This is a genomic window from Solitalea koreensis (assembly GCF_900182575.1).
GTDB classification, from domain to species: domain Bacteria; phylum Bacteroidota; class Bacteroidia; order Sphingobacteriales; family Sphingobacteriaceae; genus Solitalea; species Solitalea koreensis.
Genome location: NZ_FXSZ01000008.1, coordinates 84,733 through 103,618 on the forward strand (window position 1 = coordinate 84,733; position 18,886 = coordinate 103,618).

Annotated in this window: 18 protein-coding genes and 5 tRNA genes; 2 read left to right on the plus strand and 21 right to left on the minus strand. The window is 37.8% G+C overall.

Annotated features, from left to right (window positions below):
• Nucleotides 1–19: 19 nt before the first annotated feature.
• The 19 genes from rpoB to FN756_RS12145 form a co-directional block, all read right to left on the minus strand.
• Nucleotides 20–3,826: a DNA-directed RNA polymerase subunit beta gene (rpoB, locus tag FN756_RS12055; RefSeq protein WP_142604364.1), complete on the minus strand. Its 3,807-nt coding sequence runs from the start codon at nucleotides 3,824–3,826 to the stop codon at nucleotides 20–22.
• Between the two features lie 165 nt (nucleotides 3,827–3,991).
• A complete protein-coding gene (gene rplL, locus FN756_RS12060; RefSeq protein ID WP_142604365.1) occupies nucleotides 3,992–4,366 on the minus strand; it encodes a 50S ribosomal protein L7/L12 in 375 nt (124 codons plus the stop codon).
• 62 nt (nucleotides 4,367–4,428) lie between these two features.
• A complete protein-coding gene (rplJ, locus tag FN756_RS12065; protein WP_142604366.1) occupies nucleotides 4,429–4,956 on the minus strand; it encodes a 50S ribosomal protein L10 in 528 nt (175 codons plus the stop codon).
• A gap of 3 nt (nucleotides 4,957–4,959) precedes the next feature.
• Nucleotides 4,960–5,658, minus strand: coding sequence for a 50S ribosomal protein L1 (gene rplA, locus FN756_RS12070; protein ID WP_142604367.1), 699 nt, complete (start codon nucleotides 5,656–5,658; stop codon nucleotides 4,960–4,962).
• A 26-nt stretch (nucleotides 5,659–5,684) separates the two neighbouring features.
• Nucleotides 5,685–6,125: a 50S ribosomal protein L11 gene (gene rplK / locus FN756_RS12075; protein ID WP_142604368.1), complete on the minus strand. Its 441-nt coding sequence runs from the start codon at nucleotides 6,123–6,125 to the stop codon at nucleotides 5,685–5,687.
• A 148-nt stretch (nucleotides 6,126–6,273) separates the two neighbouring features.
• Nucleotides 6,274–6,816, minus strand: coding sequence for a transcription termination/antitermination protein NusG (gene nusG / locus FN756_RS12080; protein ID WP_142604369.1), 543 nt, complete (start codon nucleotides 6,814–6,816; stop codon nucleotides 6,274–6,276).
• 17 nt (nucleotides 6,817–6,833) lie between these two features.
• A complete protein-coding gene (secE, locus tag FN756_RS12085) occupies nucleotides 6,834–7,031 on the minus strand; it encodes a preprotein translocase subunit SecE (RefSeq protein WP_142604370.1) in 198 nt (65 codons plus the stop codon).
• An 88-nt stretch (nucleotides 7,032–7,119) separates the two neighbouring features.
• A tRNA-Trp gene (locus FN756_RS12090) sits at nucleotides 7,120–7,190 on the minus strand.
• 67 nt (nucleotides 7,191–7,257) lie between these two features.
• A complete protein-coding gene (tuf, locus tag FN756_RS12095) occupies nucleotides 7,258–8,445 on the minus strand; it encodes an elongation factor Tu (RefSeq protein WP_142604371.1) in 1,188 nt (395 codons plus the stop codon).
• A gap of 60 nt (nucleotides 8,446–8,505) precedes the next feature.
• Nucleotides 8,506–8,577: transfer RNA gene (locus FN756_RS12100), tRNA-Thr, on the minus strand.
• A gap of 84 nt (nucleotides 8,578–8,661) precedes the next feature.
• Nucleotides 8,662–8,734 (minus strand) — tRNA-Gly (locus tag FN756_RS12105).
• 72 nt (nucleotides 8,735–8,806) lie between these two features.
• Nucleotides 8,807–8,887: transfer RNA gene (locus tag FN756_RS12110), tRNA-Tyr, on the minus strand.
• A gap of 34 nt (nucleotides 8,888–8,921) precedes the next feature.
• Nucleotides 8,922–8,994, minus strand: a tRNA-Thr gene (locus FN756_RS12115).
• A 343-nt stretch (nucleotides 8,995–9,337) separates the two neighbouring features.
• A complete protein-coding gene (gene hpf, locus FN756_RS12120; protein ID WP_142604372.1) occupies nucleotides 9,338–9,679 on the minus strand; it encodes a ribosome hibernation-promoting factor, HPF/YfiA family in 342 nt (113 codons plus the stop codon).
• 18 nt (nucleotides 9,680–9,697) lie between these two features.
• Nucleotides 9,698–10,579 (minus strand): site-specific tyrosine recombinase/integron integrase, encoded by an 882-nt coding sequence (xerA, locus tag FN756_RS12125; RefSeq protein WP_142604407.1) that lies wholly within the window; start codon nucleotides 10,577–10,579, stop codon nucleotides 9,698–9,700.
• A gap of 65 nt (nucleotides 10,580–10,644) precedes the next feature.
• Nucleotides 10,645–10,836, minus strand: a complete 192-nt coding sequence (gene rpsU / locus FN756_RS12130) for a 30S ribosomal protein S21 (RefSeq protein ID WP_142604373.1) — start codon at nucleotides 10,834–10,836, stop codon at nucleotides 10,645–10,647.
• Between the two features lie 104 nt (nucleotides 10,837–10,940).
• The gene (locus tag FN756_RS12135; protein ID WP_142604374.1) at nucleotides 10,941–12,116 is read right to left on the minus strand and encodes an acyl-CoA dehydrogenase; all 1,176 of its coding nucleotides are present in this window, start codon (nucleotides 12,114–12,116) and stop codon (nucleotides 10,941–10,943) included.
• A gap of 32 nt (nucleotides 12,117–12,148) precedes the next feature.
• Nucleotides 12,149–12,682 (minus strand): adenine phosphoribosyltransferase, encoded by a 534-nt coding sequence (locus FN756_RS12140; RefSeq protein ID WP_142604375.1) that lies wholly within the window; start codon nucleotides 12,680–12,682, stop codon nucleotides 12,149–12,151.
• Between the two features lie 3 nt (nucleotides 12,683–12,685).
• Nucleotides 12,686–13,591, minus strand: coding sequence for a ComEA family DNA-binding protein (locus tag FN756_RS12145; RefSeq protein ID WP_142604376.1), 906 nt, complete (start codon nucleotides 13,589–13,591; stop codon nucleotides 12,686–12,688).
• 216 nt (nucleotides 13,592–13,807) lie between these two features.
• Between FN756_RS12145 and FN756_RS12150 the strand changes: the two genes are divergently transcribed.
• Nucleotides 13,808–15,571: a lysophospholipid acyltransferase family protein gene (locus FN756_RS12150; RefSeq protein WP_142604377.1), complete on the plus strand. Its 1,764-nt coding sequence runs from the start codon at nucleotides 13,808–13,810 to the stop codon at nucleotides 15,569–15,571.
• Nucleotides 15,572–15,739: 168 nt separating this feature from the next.
• Entirely contained in the window at nucleotides 15,740–16,012 is a 273-nt protein-coding gene (locus FN756_RS12155) for a hypothetical protein (protein WP_142604378.1), read from the plus strand.
• 85 nt (nucleotides 16,013–16,097) lie between these two features.
• Here the strand turns inward: FN756_RS12155 and FN756_RS14580 are convergent, their stop codons facing one another.
• Entirely contained in the window at nucleotides 16,098–17,483 is a 1,386-nt protein-coding gene (locus FN756_RS14580) for a TlpA family protein disulfide reductase (RefSeq protein WP_221929056.1), read from the minus strand.
• 2 nt (nucleotides 17,484–17,485) lie between these two features.
• Nucleotides 17,486–18,847 carry a TlpA disulfide reductase family protein gene (locus FN756_RS12165; RefSeq protein ID WP_142604379.1) on the minus strand — a complete coding sequence of 454 codons (1,362 nt, stop codon included), beginning with the start codon at nucleotides 18,845–18,847 and terminating at the stop codon, nucleotides 17,486–17,488.
• Nucleotides 18,848–18,886 lie beyond the last annotated feature (39 nt).

Consider the following 18,886-nt stretch of genomic DNA (forward strand, 5'->3'; position numbering starts at 1 on the left):
ATCATTCTTCATTCTATAATTAGTCTAATGTGATTTCTAAACCTAAACCGCGTAACTCATGAACCAATACGTTGAATGATTCAGGAACACCTGGAGTTGGTAAGTTTTCACCTTTAACAATTGCCTCGTAAGTTTTAGCACGTCCGATAACGTCGTCAGACTTAACGGTAAGAATTTCCTGAAGGATGTTTGCTGCACCGAATGCCTCAAGTGCCCATACCTCCATCTCACCAAAACGCTGACCACCAAACTGTGCTTTACCACCCAATGGTTGCTGAGTAATAAGTGAATATGGTCCGATAGAACGCGCGTGCATCTTATCATCAACCATGTGACCTAGTTTCAGCATATAGATGATACCTACAGTAGTTGGTTGGTGGAAACGCTCACCTGATAAACCGTCGTATAAGTAAGTTCTACCTGACTCAGGAACACCGGCTTTTTTCACCCACTCTTCAACTTCGGTATGGCTTGCACCATCGAAAATCGGAGTAGCGAATTTCACACCTAACTCTTTACCAGCCCAACCAAGAACAGTTTCGTAAATCTGTCCCAAGTTCATACGCGAAGGTACACCAAGAGGGTTCAATACAATATCAACAGGAGTTCCATCTTCAAGGAATGGCATATCTTCATCGCGAACGATACGAGCTACAATACCTTTATTACCGTGACGACCCGCCATTTTATCACCCACTTTCAGTTTACGTTTTTTAGCAACATAAACTTTAGCCATTTGAACAATACCTGAAGGCAGCTCATCTCCAACGCTGATAGCGAATTTAAGACGACGATATTCTCCCAGTTCTTCGTTCATTTTGATACCATAGTTATGGATCAATAACTTGATCTGGTCGTTTTTATCCTTATCGGTTGTCCATTTAGTAGGGTTAATATTTTCGTAGACAAGTTCAGCCAGCATTTTCTGGGTAAACTTCACTCCTTTAGCAATTAATAACTCTTTATAGTTATTGTAAATACCTTGAGAAGTTTTACCGTTCACAATTTCGAACAGTTTTTCAATCAAGGTTTCTTTTAACTTAGCGTTATTGCTATTATGTCTATTTTCAACCTTCTCTAATTGTGCTTTCTCATCGCTCTTCGAAGTTTTCTTAGCACGTGAGAATAATTTGGTATCGATAACAACACCACTGATAGAAGGAGAAGCTTTTAATGAAGCATCTTTTACATCACCAGCTTTATCACCGAAGATAGCACGAAGTAATTTTTCTTCTGGAGAAGGATCTGATTCACCTTTTGGAGTAATTTTACCAATTAGAATATCTCCTTCTTTTACTTCGGCTCCAACACGGATAATACCGTTTTCATCAAGATCTTTGGTTGCTTCTTCAGAAACGTTAGGAATATCTGGAGTTAATTCCTCTTCACCCCGTTTAGTATCACGAACTTCAAGTTCGAATTCTTCAATGTGTAAAGAAGTAAAGATATCCTGACTTACAACACGCTCTGAAATTACAATCGCATCCTCAAAGTTAAAACCTTGCCATGGCATGAATGCCACTTTCAAGTTACGACCTAGTGCTAATTCACCATCTTGAGTAGCATAACCTTCAGTTAATACCTGACCTTTAGTAACACGTTGGCCTCTCTTAACGATAGGTTTCAAGTTAATACAGGTACTCTGGTTTGTTTTCTTGAACTTAGTAAGCGTGTAAGATTTTTCGTCTCCGTCGAATGAAACTAAACGATCTTCTTCGTTACGGTCGTAACGAATGGTGATCTTGTTAGCATCTACGTAAACTACTTCACCGTCACCTTCTGCATTCATCAATACACGTGAATCGGTAGCTACACGGCCTTCCAGCCCCGTACCCACAATTGGAGATTCAGGTTTCAACAAAGGAACTGCCTGACGCTGCATGTTGGACCCCATCAGGGCACGGTTGGCGTCATCATGCTCAAGGAACGGAATTAACGATGCTGCGATAGAAGTAATCTGATTCGGAGCAATGTCAATCATATCCAGTTTCTCAGGCTCGATAATTGGGAAGTCACCTTCAAAACGTGCTTTTACACGTGGAGTAAGGAAATTACCTTTATCATCGTACTGTGCATTTGCCTGAGCGATGGTTTTTCCATCTTCGTCTTCAGCTGAAAGATAAGTAACCGGCTCTTCAACCACGACTCTACCATTATCAACGGTACGATATGGAGTTTCAATGAAACCTAAATTATTGATCTTCGCGTGAACGCAAAGAGATGAAATCAAACCAATGTTCGGTCCCTCTGGAGTTTCGATGGTACACAAACGACCGTAGTGCGTGTAGTGAACGTCACGAACCTCGAAACCAGCACGCTCACGAGAAAGACCACCAGGTCCAAGGGCCGACAGACGACGCTTATGCGTAATCTCTGCCAGTGGATTGGTTTGGTCCATGAACTGTGACAACTGGTTGGTTCCGAAGAACGAGTTAATTACCGATGAAAGTGTACGTGCATTGATAAGGTCAGTTGGAGTAAACACCTCGTTGTCGCGAATGTTCATACGCTCACGAATTGTACGTGCCATACGTGCCAAACCAACACCAAATTGTGCATACAACTGCTCACCTACTGTACGAACACGACGATTCGATAAGTGGTCAATATCATCCACCTCAGCCTTAGAGTTGATCAATTTGATCAAGTACTTCACGATAGCAATGATATCTTGCTTAGTTAATACTTTTACTTCATCAGGCGTATCTAATTTCAATTTACGGTTAATGCGGTAACGACCTACATCACCTAAATCGTAACGTTTATCAGAGAAGAACAAACGCTCAATGATACCACGAGCAGTTTCTTCATCAGGTGGTTCTGCATTACGCAACTGACGATAGATATGCTCTACCGCCTCTTTCTCCGAGTTAGAAGTATCCTTCTGGAGCGTATTATAAATAATGGCATGATCAGCGGTACTGGTATCATCTTTTGTAAAGATGATTGATTTTACGCCAGCATCGATCACCATGTCAATGTGATCGTCTTCAAGAATAGTTTCGCGTTCAAGAATAACCTCATTACGGTCGATAGAAACAACCTCACCGGTATCCTCATCCACGAAATCTTCTACCCATTTGCGAAGAACCCTTGCAGCCAGTTTACGGCCAACATATTTCTTCAATCCTGATTTGCTAACTTTTACTTCATCAGCAAGATCAAATAGTTCAAGAATGTCTTTATCAGAGTCGTAACCGATAGCACGTAATAAGGTGGTAACCGGGAACTTTTTCTTACGATCGATGTATGCATACATCACGTTATTAACGTCGGTAGCAAACTCGATCCATGAACCTTTGAAAGGAATTACACGGGCAGAGTATAATTTAGTACCATTGGTGTGACGGCTCTGACCGAAAAACACACCTGGAGAACGGTGTAATTGAGAAACAATAACACGTTCAGCACCATTAATTACAAACGTACCTTTCGGCGTCATGTAAGGAATGGTACCCAGATAAACATCTTGAACAATTGTTTCAAAATCTTCATGCTCAGGGTCGGTACAATACAACCTGAGTTTAGCTTTTAAAGGTACACTGTACGTTAAACCGCGTTCGATACATTCTTGTATATCATAACGAGGTGGATCAATGAAATAATCAAGGAACTCGAGCACAAAAATGCCTCGAGAATCAGAGATCGGAAAGTTTTCGCTGAACACTTTGAACAGGCCCTCTGTGTGACGGTTATCAGCCGTTGTATCCAATTGGAAGAATTGACGAAACGATTCCAATTGAACATCTAAGAAATCCGGGTAGTCAAGTACGTGCTTGCTTCTAGCGAAACTTACTCTTTGCGAATTATTAGTGTTCTTTGTCAAGGGTTTTTAATTTGAGAGTAAAAACTACTATTAGTTTCAACTTGTATGTGTTCACGAACCCACGGATTAATTGCTGGCTTTCGTGTAGAGATTACAATACTAAAAATAGGAATAGACCCTCCCTTTTTGGGGAGAGTCTTTACCTAGAATATTTGAATTAAGTAATTACTTAATTTCAACTTTAGCACCAGCTTCTTCTAATTGCTTTTTCAAAGCTTCTGCTTCGTCTTTAGCAATTCCTTCTTTCAAAGGTTTAGGAGCACCGTCAACTAAGTCTTTAGCTTCTTTCAAGCCAAGACCAGTTAAGTCTTTTACCAACTTAACAACAGCCAATTTCTGGCCACCAGCTTCAGCTAAAATTACATCAAATTTAGTTTTTTCTTCAGGAGCATCAGCAGCAGCACCACCACCAGCAACCATTACAGGTGCAGCAGCAGCAGGCTCAATACCGTACTCATCTTTCATGATTTGAGCAAGTTCGTTAACTTCTTTAACTGTCAAGTTTACTAACTGTTCAGCAAACGCTTTTAAATCAGCCATTTTAATATAATTTTGTTGGGTTAAATACTATAATAAATTAATTGTAAGCTATTTTAGGCTGCTTACGCACCTCTCTCTGATAATGTTTTAACAATACCAGCCAACTTGCCACCACCTGATTGAAGCGCAGAAACCACGTTCTTAGCAGGAGATTGTAACAAGCCAATGATATCACCAATAAGCTCTTGTCTAGATTTGATATTAGAAAGAGTATCTAATTGATTATCGCCGATAAAGAATGCTGTTTCGATTGAAGCTCCTTTTAAAATAGGCTTCTCAACACCTTTAGGTTTACGAAGTTCTTTGATCAACTTAGCAGGTTCGTTACCAGTATTGGTGAACATAATTGCTGAAGTACCTTTCAAAGAACCGAATAATGGAGAATAATCAACAGAAGTAGCTTCCATTGCCTTACGAATAAGGGTGTTTTTTGCTACTTGGAAGGCAATACCTTTTTCAAAGCATTTTCTTCTGATTACGTTAACTTGCGCTACAGTGAGGTTTGAAGTATCAGTAATATAAAAACTACCGAATGATTCAATCTTATCTTTAAGACCAAGAACGATTTCGTTTTTTTCTTCTCTGTTCATATCTTAGATCCCCGCTATAGATTTAGTTTCAACATGGATGCCTGCACTCATCGTGCTCGACATGTGGATGCTTTTAAAGTATGTACCTTTTGCAGCTGAAGGTTTTAAACGAGAAATTGTTTGAATTACTTCTAACGCATTTTCGTATAATTTTTCCGGCGCAAATGATACTTTACCAACTGAAGCGTGAACGATACCGGTTTTATCAACTTTAAAGTCAATTTTACCCCCTTTAACATCAGTTACTGCTTTACCAACTTCGTTAGTTACAGTACCCGACTTAGGGTTAGGCATCAAGTTACGAGGGCCTAGGACACGTCCTAATTTACCCACCTTCGCCATGCAGCTAGGCATGGTGATGATGATATCTACATCAACCCATCCTTGCTCAATCTTAGTAATATAATCATCCAATCCTACGTAATCAGCTCCGGCATCTTTAGCTTCCTGTTCTTTATCTGGAGTACAAAGTACCAAAACACGAACAGTTTTACCAGTACCGTGAGGTAATACGGCGATACCTCTTACCATTTGATTAGCTTTACGCGGGTCAACACCCAAACGTATATCTAAATCAACAGAAGCATCGAATTTAGTAGTGGTGATTTCTTTAACTAAGGCAGAGGCTTCAGTAAGAGTATAGGCTTTACCTTGCTCCAACTTGGATAATACTTTTTTACGATTTTTTGATAATCTTGCCACTGTTTTACCCTTAATAAATTAAAAAATTAGTTCCATGGTGCATTACCACTAACGGTAATACCCATACTACGTGCTGTTCCGGCAACCATTTTCATTGCCGATTCGATCGTAAATGCATTCAAGTCAGGCATTTTATCTTCTGCGATCGTTTTAACCTGATCCCAAGTAACAGATGCTACTTTTTTACGATTAGGTTCTGCTGAGCCGCTTTTCAATTTACTCAATTCCAATAACTGGATAGCTACCGGAGGAGTTTTGATGATAAACTCAAATGACTTGTCAACATAAACAGTAATTACAACAGGGAGTACTTTGCCTGGTTTATCTTGGGTTCTAGCATTAAATTGCTTACAGAACTCCATGATATTCACCCCTTTGGCACCTAGAGCGGGACCTACTGGAGGTGAAGGATTGGCAGCTCCTCCTTTGATTTGCAACTTAACCATCGCACCTACTTCTTTTGCCATTTTTCTGTTTGTTAATAAATGTTAAACAATTGTTGGAAGCAATAAGTAACATTTGTAAGCCAACTAAAAATTAATTGGAGCGCAAAGATAATATAAAAAAAACTGAAAGCCAACGACTTTCAGTTTTTTTTTACATGTACTTATTGTACTATTCTTTTTCTACTTGCATATAGTTAAGTTCAAGTGGCGTACGGCGCCCGAAAATCTTAACCATAACTTTCAATTTTTTCTTTTCTTCGTTTACCTCTTCAATAACACCAGTAAAGCCATTGAATGGACCGTCCATTACTTTTACGTTTTCACCTACATAATAAGGAACGTTCATCGCTTCACCTTTCTCTGTCATCTCATCAACCTTACCTAAGATACGGTTAACTTCTGATTGGCGTAATGGTACTGCCTGACCGCCCTTGTCGCCAAGAAAACCGATCACGCTATTTACATTTTTAATAATGTGTTCCAATTCGCCATCGAGCTGTGCTTCTATAAGTACATAACCTGGAAAAAAGTTGCGTTCTTTAGCAATTTTCTTGCCATCACGCATTGTAAAGACTTTTTCCATTGGAATAAGAACCTGAGGAATAAGGTGGTTAATGCCAAGACGATTTACTTCAGACTCGATGTATTGCTTAACTTTCTTTTCTTTTCCGCTTACAGCTCTAACTACGTACCACTTTAATTGATCGCTCATTTCCTAACGCTCCTCAATTATGAAAACAAATTGTAAAAGGATTGAATTACATAATGACCAAATACTTGATCCATTGCAAATACAAGAGCTGCAACAATACCAGATGCAATCAGTACTACCACTGCGCTGTTTTGAAGCTCCGACCATGTTGGCCAAGTTACCTTGTGTAATAATTCTTCTTTAGAACCTTTGATGTACTCTACTAACTTACTCATTGAAGTTTTTCTTATATATGAAAAAGTTAATAGTTAATTCAGCACTGTACTTTTAAAACAATGAAAATTAACTATTAACTATATTAAGCACGGGTGGAGAGATTCGAACTCCCATCAGCGGTTTTGGAGACCGACATTCTACCCTTGAACTACACCCGTATAAGATTAAAAACAGAAGTGTTCCGTTAAAAAGAAGGAACACTTCTGCTAATATATTTTGTTAAAATTACTTAACAATTTCAGTTACCTGACCAGCTCCTACGGTACGACCACCTTCACGGATAGCAAAACGTAGACCTTTTTCCATCGCGATTGGGCTAATCAATTTAACATTGATAGTAACGTTATCGCCTGGCATAACCATTTCAACTCCTGGCTCTAGTGAAATCTCACCAGTTACGTCAGTTGTACGGAAATAGAACTGTGGACGGTATTTGTTGAAGAATGGAGTATGACGACCACCTTCAGCTTTGCTCAATACGTAGATCTCAGCTTTGAAATCACCGTGAGGAGTTACTGAACCTGGTTTCACGATAACCATACCACGACGGATATCAGTTTTCTCAATACCACGTAACAATAAACCTACGTTATCACCAGCTTCACCGTAGTCAAGGATCTTACGGAACATCTCAACACCTGTTACAGTTGATTTCAAATCTTCTGCACCCATACCAATGATTTGAACTGGATCACCAGAGTTGATCACACCACGCTCAATACGACCAGTTGCTACAGTACCACGACCAGTGATCGAGAATACGTCTTCAACAGGCATCAAGAATGGAAGATCTTTCAAACGTGGAGGAACAGGGATGTATGAATCTACTGCGCTCATCAATTCCATGATAGTTGCAACCCATTTAGCATCACCATTCAAGCCACCAAGAGCTGAACCGCGGATAATTGGAGTGTTGTCACCATCAAATTCATAGAATGAAAGCAATTCACGAATTTCCATTTCGACAAGGTCTAACAACTCAGGGTCGTCAACCATGTCAACTTTGTTCATGAATACAACAATTTTAGGTACACCTACCTGACGAGCTAAAAGGATGTGCTCGCGAGTTTGTGGCATAGGACCATCAGTAGCAGCAACAACCAAGATAGCACCGTCCATTTGAGCAGCACCAGTTACCATGTTTTTCACGTAGTCAGCGTGACCTGGACAGTCAACGTGTGCATAGTGACGAGTAGCTGTTGAGTACTCAACGTGTGCAGTGTTGATAGTGATACCACGTTCTTTTTCTTCCGGAGCAGAGTCGATAGAATCGAAAGAACGAGCTTCTGACAAACCTGCATCGGCTAAAACTTTAGTGATAGCGGCAGTCAAGGTAGTTTTACCGTGGTCAACGTGACCAATAGTTCCAATGTTTAAGTGTTCTTTGGAACGGTCAAATTTTTCTTTTGCCATTTTATTATTTACTTAATGTAGTTTTTATAAATTGATTAAAATTAGATTAAACTAATCCAGAGCCTTTGGGGGGAATTGAACCCCCGACCTCATCCTTACCAAGGATGCACTCTACCCCTGAGCTACAAAGGCATCAGTCAATAGTTTATTGTTAACCGCTACTGTACTTCTGTTACAAAAATACGTATAACTGCTAACTTAAACATTTAACTAAAGAGCGGGAGACGAGGTTCGAACTCGCGACCTATAGCTTGGAAGGCTATCGCTCTACCAACTGAGCTACTCCCGCAAACATTTTTGAAGCCCGAAAATTGACATGATCTGAAAACCACTCAATCCATCTGCACAAAAACCAATGGTGTGGGGGGAGAAGGATTCGAACCTTCGAAACCGAAGTAACGGATTTACAGTCCGTCCCATTTGACCGCTCTGGAACCCCCCCTGACCAAGTTTTGAATTTACACGCAAAACTTTTGAGCCTCCTATCGGAATCGAACCAATGACCTACTGATTACAAGTCAGTTGCTCTACCAGCTGAGCTAAGGAGGCTTATTATTTAATTATTTAAAGAACTCTCTTTTTTTTCATTTCCGTTTAACAGGTGCTTTTGTTAAGGGAATGCAAATGTACAAAATTTAAATACTGTTCAAAATTTATTTTAATTTTTTTCAGATTTTTTTTGAGAAAAACGGGCTTTATAAACCCTATTATCTGTTTTTGTACATCAAAGAACCTCGCCGAAGCGGCTGCAAAAGTAAACTATTAGATCAATTCGCAAAAATATTTTATAAAAAAAAACACGCCTTTTTTTCTTCTTACTGATTATCAGTAAGAAAAAATGCTCGACTAAGTGCCGAGCATTTTAAATTATAAGTATTTTAATGATTCAAACTTATACTTCTTCTTCCTCAATAATCGGAGCTTTAGCTTTACCTGCGTGCGTACGTTGCTTTTCTTTGTGTTTTTTAATTTGTTTAGACATTGAATCCAAGGCCAATTCTGTAGCTTCTTCGAATGACTGACGTTGCTCTTTAACGAATAATGAGTTTCCGGGTATATTCAATTTGATCTCCACAATTTTATTTGCAGTATCTTCTGCTCTGTCTAATTTCAAGAACACATCACCATCAATTACTTGGTCGTAATAGGAGTCGAGCTTATCTACTTTTTTTTGGATAAAATCCAACAATTTAATGTCGGCGTCAAAACGAATTGATTGAACACGGATTTTCATATTTCCTCCTTTTTAAAATTATGCCCTTGGATGGGCTTGTTTGTAAATGTTTTTTAACCGATCAGTAGAGTTATGCGTATATACTTGAGTAGCTGCAAGACTTACATGACCGAGTAACTCTTTAATTGCATTTAAATCAGCTCCTTTGTTGAGTAAATGAGTGGCAAATGTATGACGCAACACGTGCGGACTCTTTTTTTCTATTGTCGATACATAGGAAAGGTACTTATTAATCAAATTATAAACAAATTTGGGATATAACTTATCACCTTTATTGGTAACGAATAAATACTCATTTTGTGTATTAAAATCAGTATTTTTTTTTGAAGTGCAATAATTAGCAAGTAATTGTTGATAAGTTTCTGTAAAAGGAATAAGCCGTTCTTTATTACGCTTACCTAACACTCGGATGCTTTTATTATAGAAATCAACATCCCTCTCTTTTAAACCGATCAACTCTGACAAACGTATTCCTGTTTGATAGATGGTTTCAATAATTATTTTATCTCTTATACCCTCAAATCCTTCAGTAAACTCAATGTTATCTAATAACATATCCATATGCTGCGTTTCAACAAAAACAGGTAGCCGTTTTTGCATTTTAGGTGTTTGAACTTTTAAAAAAGGGTCGGTTTCTATTATTTTTTCCCTGAGAAGAAATTTGTAGAAAGTGCGAAGCGCTGAAAGTTTACGATTGATCGTACGAGTGGAAATGGTTTCATCCATGAGTTCAACAATCCATGAACGTATAAATTCATGATTTGCATGAGCAAGGTCATTAATTTCAAACCTATTAAGAAAAACAACAAACTGCTGTAAATCACTACTGTAAGAAACTATTGTATGAGGAGAAAATCTCTTTTCGAACTCTAAATAACGGAGAAAACGGTCGATATGCATCAAAAAAAAATGGTCGTATATTTAGTGAAATATACGACCATTAATATTATAAAACAACAGAATTATTATTGATTCTCTTGTTGTAAGGTTTGTTTGTAAACAGCCTTTTTAACCACGTTACGACGTGCTACAGACTTTTTCTCGTAAGCCTGACGACTTCTCAACTCGCGAAGAACACCAGTTTTTTCAAATTTTTTCTTAAAACGCTTAAGCGCTTTGTCGATAGTTTCGTTATCTTTTAAATTAATAATGATCATAGCCTTTTATATACCTCCAATCGTAAGGACGACAAAGATAAGCCGAATACCTTGATTATCAAAAATAATTTATCTTTTTATTTTTCAGAACTCATCCTATGCACTTATTTCAATATTTCGCGCGAAATCACAATCTTTTGAATTTCAGAGGTTCCTTCACCAATAGTGCATAGTTTTGCATCTCGGTAATATTTCTCAACCGGAAAATCTTTAGTGTAACCATATCCTCCAAAAATCTGCACTGCTTCATTTGCTGTTCTTACGCAAACTTCAGAAGCATAGTATTTGGCCATGGCCGACTCTTTGGTTAATTTTTTTCCTTTATTTTTTAAATCGGCAGCATGAAGGATCAATAGTTCGGCCGCCTCAATTTCGGTAGCCATTTGCGCCAGTTTAAAACTGATGCCTTGAAATTCACAAATTGGCTGTCCAAACTGATGACGTTCTTTCGAATAGGCGGTGGCGGCAAGAAAAGCTCCTTTTGCAATACCCAATGCAAGAGCAGCAATGGAAATCCGGCCGCCATCCAGTACTTTCATCGCCTGTTTAAACCCATCGCCTTCCTCTCCTAGTAAATTATCCTTATGAACGCGAACGTTATCGAGAATAAGCTCAGTCGTTTCGGAGGCACGCATACCGAGTTTATTTTCTTTCTTACCATGTGCAAACCCATCTGTTCCTTTTTCAATTACAAAAGCAGAAATGCCATTTGAACTACCCTTCTCCCCTGTTCGTGCCATTACAACAGCCACGCTACTTGATTTGCCGTGGGTAATCCAATTTTTAGCTCCGCTAATTATATAATAATCACCATCTTTTACAGCGGTTGTATTCATATGTAAGGCATCTGAACCGGTGTTAGCCTCGGTGAGCCCCCAAGCCCCAATCCATTCAGCGGAAGCTAATTTAGGTAACCAACGCTTTTTTTGTTCTTCATTGCCGAAATACAAAATATGGCCTGTACAAAGTGAGTTATGCGCGGCTAATGAAAGTCCTACTGAACCACATACTTTAGCAATCTCTTCTATTATAGCCACATATTCGAAATAACCGAGACCTGCCCCTCCGTATTCTTCAGGCACAAGAACCCCCATCATACCCAGTTCTCCCAATTTCTTGAATGTTTCTATAGGAAAATATTGTGATTCATCCCATTCCATTACATGCGGTCGGATGTTTTTCTCAGCAAAATCCCTTGCGGTTTCCTTCACCATTCTGAGATTTTCAGAAATGAAAAAGTCAACCCCTTCCAAAGAGGCATTATACATTGAATTGGTCATAATAAATTGATTAACAGGGTTATTAATTAGACTTATGGATATCTAATCAAAGATATTATATTTTCAGAACAAGCTTTTAGCTTTTCTCTTCCATTCAAAAAATCTAATTCAATCAAAAATGACACCGCTTCTACTTTTGCACCCAACTTTTCAATTAATTTTGCTGCAGCCCCTACTGTGCCTCCGGTTGCTAATAAATCGTCGTGGATTAAAACCGACTGCCCTGGAACAATTGCATCTTCATGAACCTCAATAATTGCTTCTCCGTACTCCAATTTATAAGATTGAGCGATGGTTTTATACGGAAGTTTTCCCTTTTTTCGAATAGGGACAAAAGGCACGTTTAATCGCTGCGCTATAAGCACTCCGAAGAAAAACCCCCTGCTTTCAATGGCGGCAACTTCGTCTATATGAATTCCTTCTAATTGACGAACGTATTCGTCAACTATTTCGCGACATAAACCCGGATCTTTAAGTATTGGCGTAATATCTTTAAAAACAATTCCTTCCTTAGGAAAATCGATTATATCTCTCACAACCGATTTCAACTTTTGTTCTATGGTCATTGCTTAATTGCTGAGTAAGTATGGAGCAAGTTTAACTAAAGTATTTTTATCAATTACGCCTGTTGTCATCAAATCATCTACCGTTTTAAAGGAACCATGTTGTTTTCTGTAATTTAACAGCACATTGATTTGTTTATAACTCCAATACGGGAAACGTTTAAGATCACTAAATTCAGCGGAATTGATATTGACTTTATTAATTGTTGATGCATCTACTTTTATTAAATTTTCAACGGAACTGTACTTCATACTGTCCAAACCGTAGACTTCCATTAACTGCTCTTTTTGATAAAATCCTCCTAACCGGTTGCGATATTTAATAATACGTGTTGCAAACGCAGGACCAATACCAGGGAGTCCAACCAATGCAAGAGAATCCGAAGCATTCAATTCAATAATCTTCATTTGTTGAGCTTTATTTGAAGGAATAGTTTGAGATTTCGATTTCTCTTTAGAACTGAGTGTTATATACGGTTCTAATCTGGCATATTCTTCAGCCGAAATTGAATACATTTTTTTGAGATCTTCTTTACGGTAAAAATGTCCTCCTTTACTTTCATAGTTTTTGATAACATGAATTTGCTTATCAGAGAGCCCTAATAGTTTCCAATCGGCCTCTGATAAATTATTGGGATTGAAAGCAAAAAGCTTAACCGAGCGTTTTACTTCTACTTTTTTTTCTGAAACCTTGCTACCCTGTTTTACCTCAAGTTTACTATCCTGAGAACACTGTGCTTCAAATGCCGCTATTTCTGTATTGAATTTCTTAAAATCGATTGGCTCATTTATAAATATCCTTTCTAAGTAAAAGTTAGAAAAGATAAGCAGTACTATAAAAACAAAGAGTACTAAAATACCATTCAACTCTTTTCTGGAGAAAGAAAACCAAAGTCTTAAAAACTGTTTCATGGATAGAATTATTTTTTTTTAATCGTCATAGCAAATTTGACTTAGGTACCGTATCGATCAAATTCAAAATGCGTTTATGACTCAAGCATAGTGTAAAATGTAAGCTTAAGATAACAAGATAAACACATAAGGAAATATTAATTTCATTATATTTATCATGGAAGTTTTCTATAGTAACAGTTTAGTTTTATTTTTGAGGTTCTATTGATATAAAGGATGAAGTTAATTACACCTGAAGAATTTGCTTCAGCAACCAAACTTAACAAATTGAAAATGCCAGGATTGTCCAAACTGGTAATGAGCTTGTTAAAACTGAATAAGCTAAACGATTTTTACGCTAAAATACAAGATAGACAAGGACTTGAATTCGTTGATGCAGTAGTCGATTCATTAGGTTTAAATATTGAATTTGACGAAGATGATTTGAAGAATATCCCCAAAGAAGGTGGATTTGTTGCCATCGCGAACCATCCATATGGTGGTATAGAAGGCATGATTCTGTTAAAGTTGCTCTCGAAAGTTCGCCCTGACACCAAAGTGATGGCGAATTTTCTACTCAAAAAAATCCCCAATATCTCCGATTACTTTATTGCAGTAAATCCATTTGAAGAGGTGAAAAGTGTTTCGAGTTTAGGAGGCATGAAAACCACTATGGAGCTTTTAAAAAACGGTACACCTATAGCGGTATTTCCAGCAGGAGAGGTATCCACATATCAAGCAGAAACACAAACGGTAACCGATAAAAAATGGAGTCCAACCATCGGTAAAATCATCAGTAAATGTAAAGTTCCGGTGGTGCCTGTTTATTTTCATGGCAATAACGGCGTGCTGTTCAATTTGCTCAACATGATTCATCCTACCCTGCGTACGGCTCGTTTACCTCATGAATTACTAAATAAAAAAGGGCGTACAGTAAAGGTTCGTATCGGAAAACCGATTACAACTAACGAGATTCAACAGTTTGATCATCCGAATAATTTATTGCGTTATTTGCGCGCCAGAACTTATGCATTAAGTTCAAGCTTAACCGAAAATGATGAAGTTCGTAAGTTCTTTTTCTCAACCGACATTTTCAATGTACTAAAACAACCTGAAGATATCATTGATCCCGTCCCGCAACAACTCATTGAGCAGGATATTGAAGCTGTAAGAGAAAGTTCTCTGGTGTATACTGAGAAGAACTATGAGGTTTTTATCGCGAAAACCAGTGTTATTCCGAATATTATAAAAGAGATTGGCCGTTTACGAGAGGTTACTTTCCGTGCGGTTGGCGAAGGAACTAACAAAAAGATCGACCTTGATGAATTTGATCTTTACTATCACCATTTATTTATTTGGGATAAGGAAGGTCGTAAAATCGTAGGTGCTTATCGAATAGGGAAAGGAAAAGACATTTACTATGCATATGGAAAGAAAGGCTTTTATATTAACACCTTATTTAATATACAGGAGCCTCTTACCCATATTATGAAAGAGGCCCTGGAATTGGGTCGTTCTTTTATTGTAAAAGAGTATCAGCAAAAACCACTTCCTTTATTCTTGCTTTGGAAAGGGATTCGATCATATGTGATGAAAAATCCTGAGTATCGTTATTTAATGGGACCTGTAAGTATCAGTAATAGCTTTACCAATCTTTCACAAAGCTTGATCATTGATGTTATCAGAAAAAACTTTTGGAACGAAGAACTTGCTCAGTACGTTACTCCTAAAACCCGTTTCCAACCTAAGCATCAAAATGTTGATACCGATATTTTGGTAGAGCAAAGTAAATCAATCAAAAGTCTTGATAACCTCGTTTCGGATATTGAAATAAGCGGAAACAAGCTACCTGTGTTGTTGCGCCAATACATACAATTAAACGCACGCATCATATGCTTTAATATTGATCCTAAATTTGAAAATTCACTGGACGGATTCCTTTTACTCGATTTAAAAGATATTCCAGATGAAAAAATGGAGAAGTTTACCCAGAATCTATAAGTAATAATTGAACAAATTAAAAAAGAGAGAAACTGCTATGGCGGCTTCTCTCTTTTTTGTTTGTAGCTATTGGGGTAATTAAGGAAACAAACTTATCATCATCTTGTTTTAAATAAAAGCACTTACCCTATTGTTGATTTTTAGTAACCAAAATAAAAAATAGATTTTATGGAAGCGACTCAAAAATTAGAATTAATGGATAAAATCCTAAGAGAATTAGATGATTTGAAAAATAGTGAAACTGCTGTTGTTCAAAAGATTGCTAAACTTGAAATCGATAACATGACATTAAGCGACAAAATGCTCGACACGAAATTGTCTGATATTTATTCGGAAGCAATAAACATGGTAGATCACATTAACGAAACTCAAACCGAGTTCGACTTAAAGCGAAACAAATTTGAGCAAGAAAATAATCTTGCTCAAAAACCTGCAGAATAACAAAACCTAAACAAGCTAAAAAGCTAAAAGAGCAACCTTCATAAAAGCTGGTTGCTCTTTTAGCGTAAACCTGGGGTATAAATTATTATTTTGTGCCTAATGACTTTGCTGAATTTAAACCTAATTGATTTTCTAATACTGCTTTAAGAGCAGGATCGCTTGGGCGAGGAGCATCCACATTAATAACATTTCCGTTTCTATCAAACAGCATGAAACGAGGAATGCCTTTGATGCCATAAGCTTGTGCGATTTGAGACCAGCCACTGGCAAACAACTGCACTCCGCCCAATTGCTCATCCTTAATCATTTTCAACCATTTTTCTTTATCCTTGTCTTCATCCACCGAAACACTCAAAAACACCACATCTTTGCCGTGAAATTCTTGTTCCAATTGCTTTAGTGAGGGTAATTCCCTTTTGCAAGGACCGCACCACGTTGCCCAAACATCCACTAACACTATTTTACCCTTGAAATCCGTCAAGGAAACTTGTTTTCCTGCGGCATCAGGATAGGTAAAGTTGATGGCTTTCTCCCCTGGTTTGAACGTGGCCAATCCGGCAGCAATTTTTTTTTCACGAGCCTTTTGATCTTCGGTTAAAAAGTATTTGCCATATTTCTCAGCTAGTTCAAGGTAATTGGTATAAGACTTTGTATTAACAGCATTTGATAATACATATTCCCCCTTTAGTTTGTCATTGGGAATAGACATCACATATTTATCCAAATCATACTTGCCATATTCTCTATTTTTAAAACTGATCAAACTACTAAGCACCCTTGTTCCATAAGGAAATTTCAATAGATCCTCAGTTTGCATAAACCGGTCGGCATTAAAGTTTTTCAAATATGAGGTATAGTCTTCAACCTTTGGATGGACAGTTCGTGGGGTACTTAAAAACGTCAAAGCGAAGTAGGCAAGATCGTAATCTACAGTTTGCTTCATTAACTTATCAAACTCCACATTCCCAGTTGCTTTGCCGTTCGTCCAGGTTTTTACTTGAGTCGCAACCGCTTCTAAATCAGGAAAAAAATCAACATATATACTTCTGGTCTTATTAAAGTAAACGGATTTACGCTCAATCTTATAGGCAAACTTTTGCCATTGAGCCAACACCTGATTTTCTTTGGTGTTTTCGCCGGTAAGAACATAAGTAGAATCATTCAATTCCAAATTGATCTTGTCATTACCTTTAACGTATAGTTTAAACTTGTCTTGGGTACCTTGAGTAGGATTGCCAATACCAATTACATAAAAACCTTTGTAATCCGGTTGAAAACTAAATCCGAAAGCACCATTAGCAGAAGGCGTAGTCGAGGCAAATTCTTCCATCCGACCGTAAACAACTCTGTAAAGTTTAACTTCAGAGGGTTTCGACTTTTTAGAAACCCCTTTTATTTCGGTGAAATTTTGGGCATGGGCCCCTAAAATTGTACTTGCTGTAAGCGCAAGAAAGGAAAAGTATTTCTTCATGTTTATTGATTAAGTAATTCGGTGAGGTATTTTTTTAACAATGGGTTCGAAGGACGTTTACAGCTGTTATAATCAACCATTCGACCTGCTTTATCCAGAATGAGGAAGCGAGGAATACCAGACAAGCCGATTTGTTTAAAGAAAGGATCCTTAAAAGCGCCTTTCATTAATAGTTGCTCTCCCTTCAGGTTACGCTTTTTCAAAAAGCTTTTCCATAATTCAGTATCCGTATCGCATGAGATTGACACAAAAGCAATATCCTTTCCTTGCATTTCATGTTCTATTTTATTCAGAAAAGGCATTTCGGCAACACAGGGATGGCATCCAGTATTCCAGATATCGATAAAAATATATTTACCCTTATAATCCCTTATGGCCACTTCTTTACCATCCGCATTAACAAAGGTAAATGCGCTCAAATCAGTTCCTGGTAAGGCATTTTTATATCGGTTTACACCTTCTGAAATTTTGCCATTCAACTCATTTAGAGCAGCTATATTTTTTGGATCCTTTATTAATGGCAAGGCTTCTTTTATCACATCGTGTATAGATGTAAAGTCGCCAAGCAATACAGAGAATTTAATTAAAGCAACCATATAATCCTCCCTCAATTTTTGATTCTCAATGAGACTCCCAAAATCAGCCACCCAAGTGTTCATGTTTCGAACTTTTAGCTGTCCGGCACTCATTTTAGAATACATCAATTCAGAAATCGTTTCTCTCCAGTTATAGTAATTCACAATTTCCGGCAACAGGGTCATGTTGTAATCAGTAAAGTTCACATCTTTGATTTCATCTGTTGAACCGAACACCTTTGAGTTTACATATTCTCCATAAACTTTATCGAGGTATTCCCCTTGAGCATAGCCTAAAAGGATGGCCTTGTTTCGCAAAACTTCTTCATTTGTAGAGGCATTAATTTCTGTAATTCTGTTTTTATAGGTTTGGCTGATGGTAGCTTGATCTGCTTGATAACTATAAGGAAACTTTTTGTTCAAATCAAAAAGAAACTGATTTAACCTGCTTCCCTTTCCCGTCATTACCAAACCGTCTTTCTCCATTTTCATGGTAAGATCATCTCCCGGGCTCAGGTAAATATCGAAGCCACTTAACGCTTTGACCGGTGTTGAAATCAGGTAAAATCCCGGTTTATCCAATGTAGTTTCTAAGTTAAACCGGCCATTATTAATTGAGTCAGCAGCCTTTGTTTTCATCATGCCTCCGCGTATAAAAAGAAATATCTTCCCTTTTGTCCCTGTGAGTGAGCCCTTAACAACGGTTTTTATTCCATCGGCAGCAAAAACCTGGGCAGTAAATATCCATCCACAAACGACAAGCACCATTTGCACTAGTATTTTATTCATATTTAAAATGATTTAATCCAGATAGAAACTGATGATGGT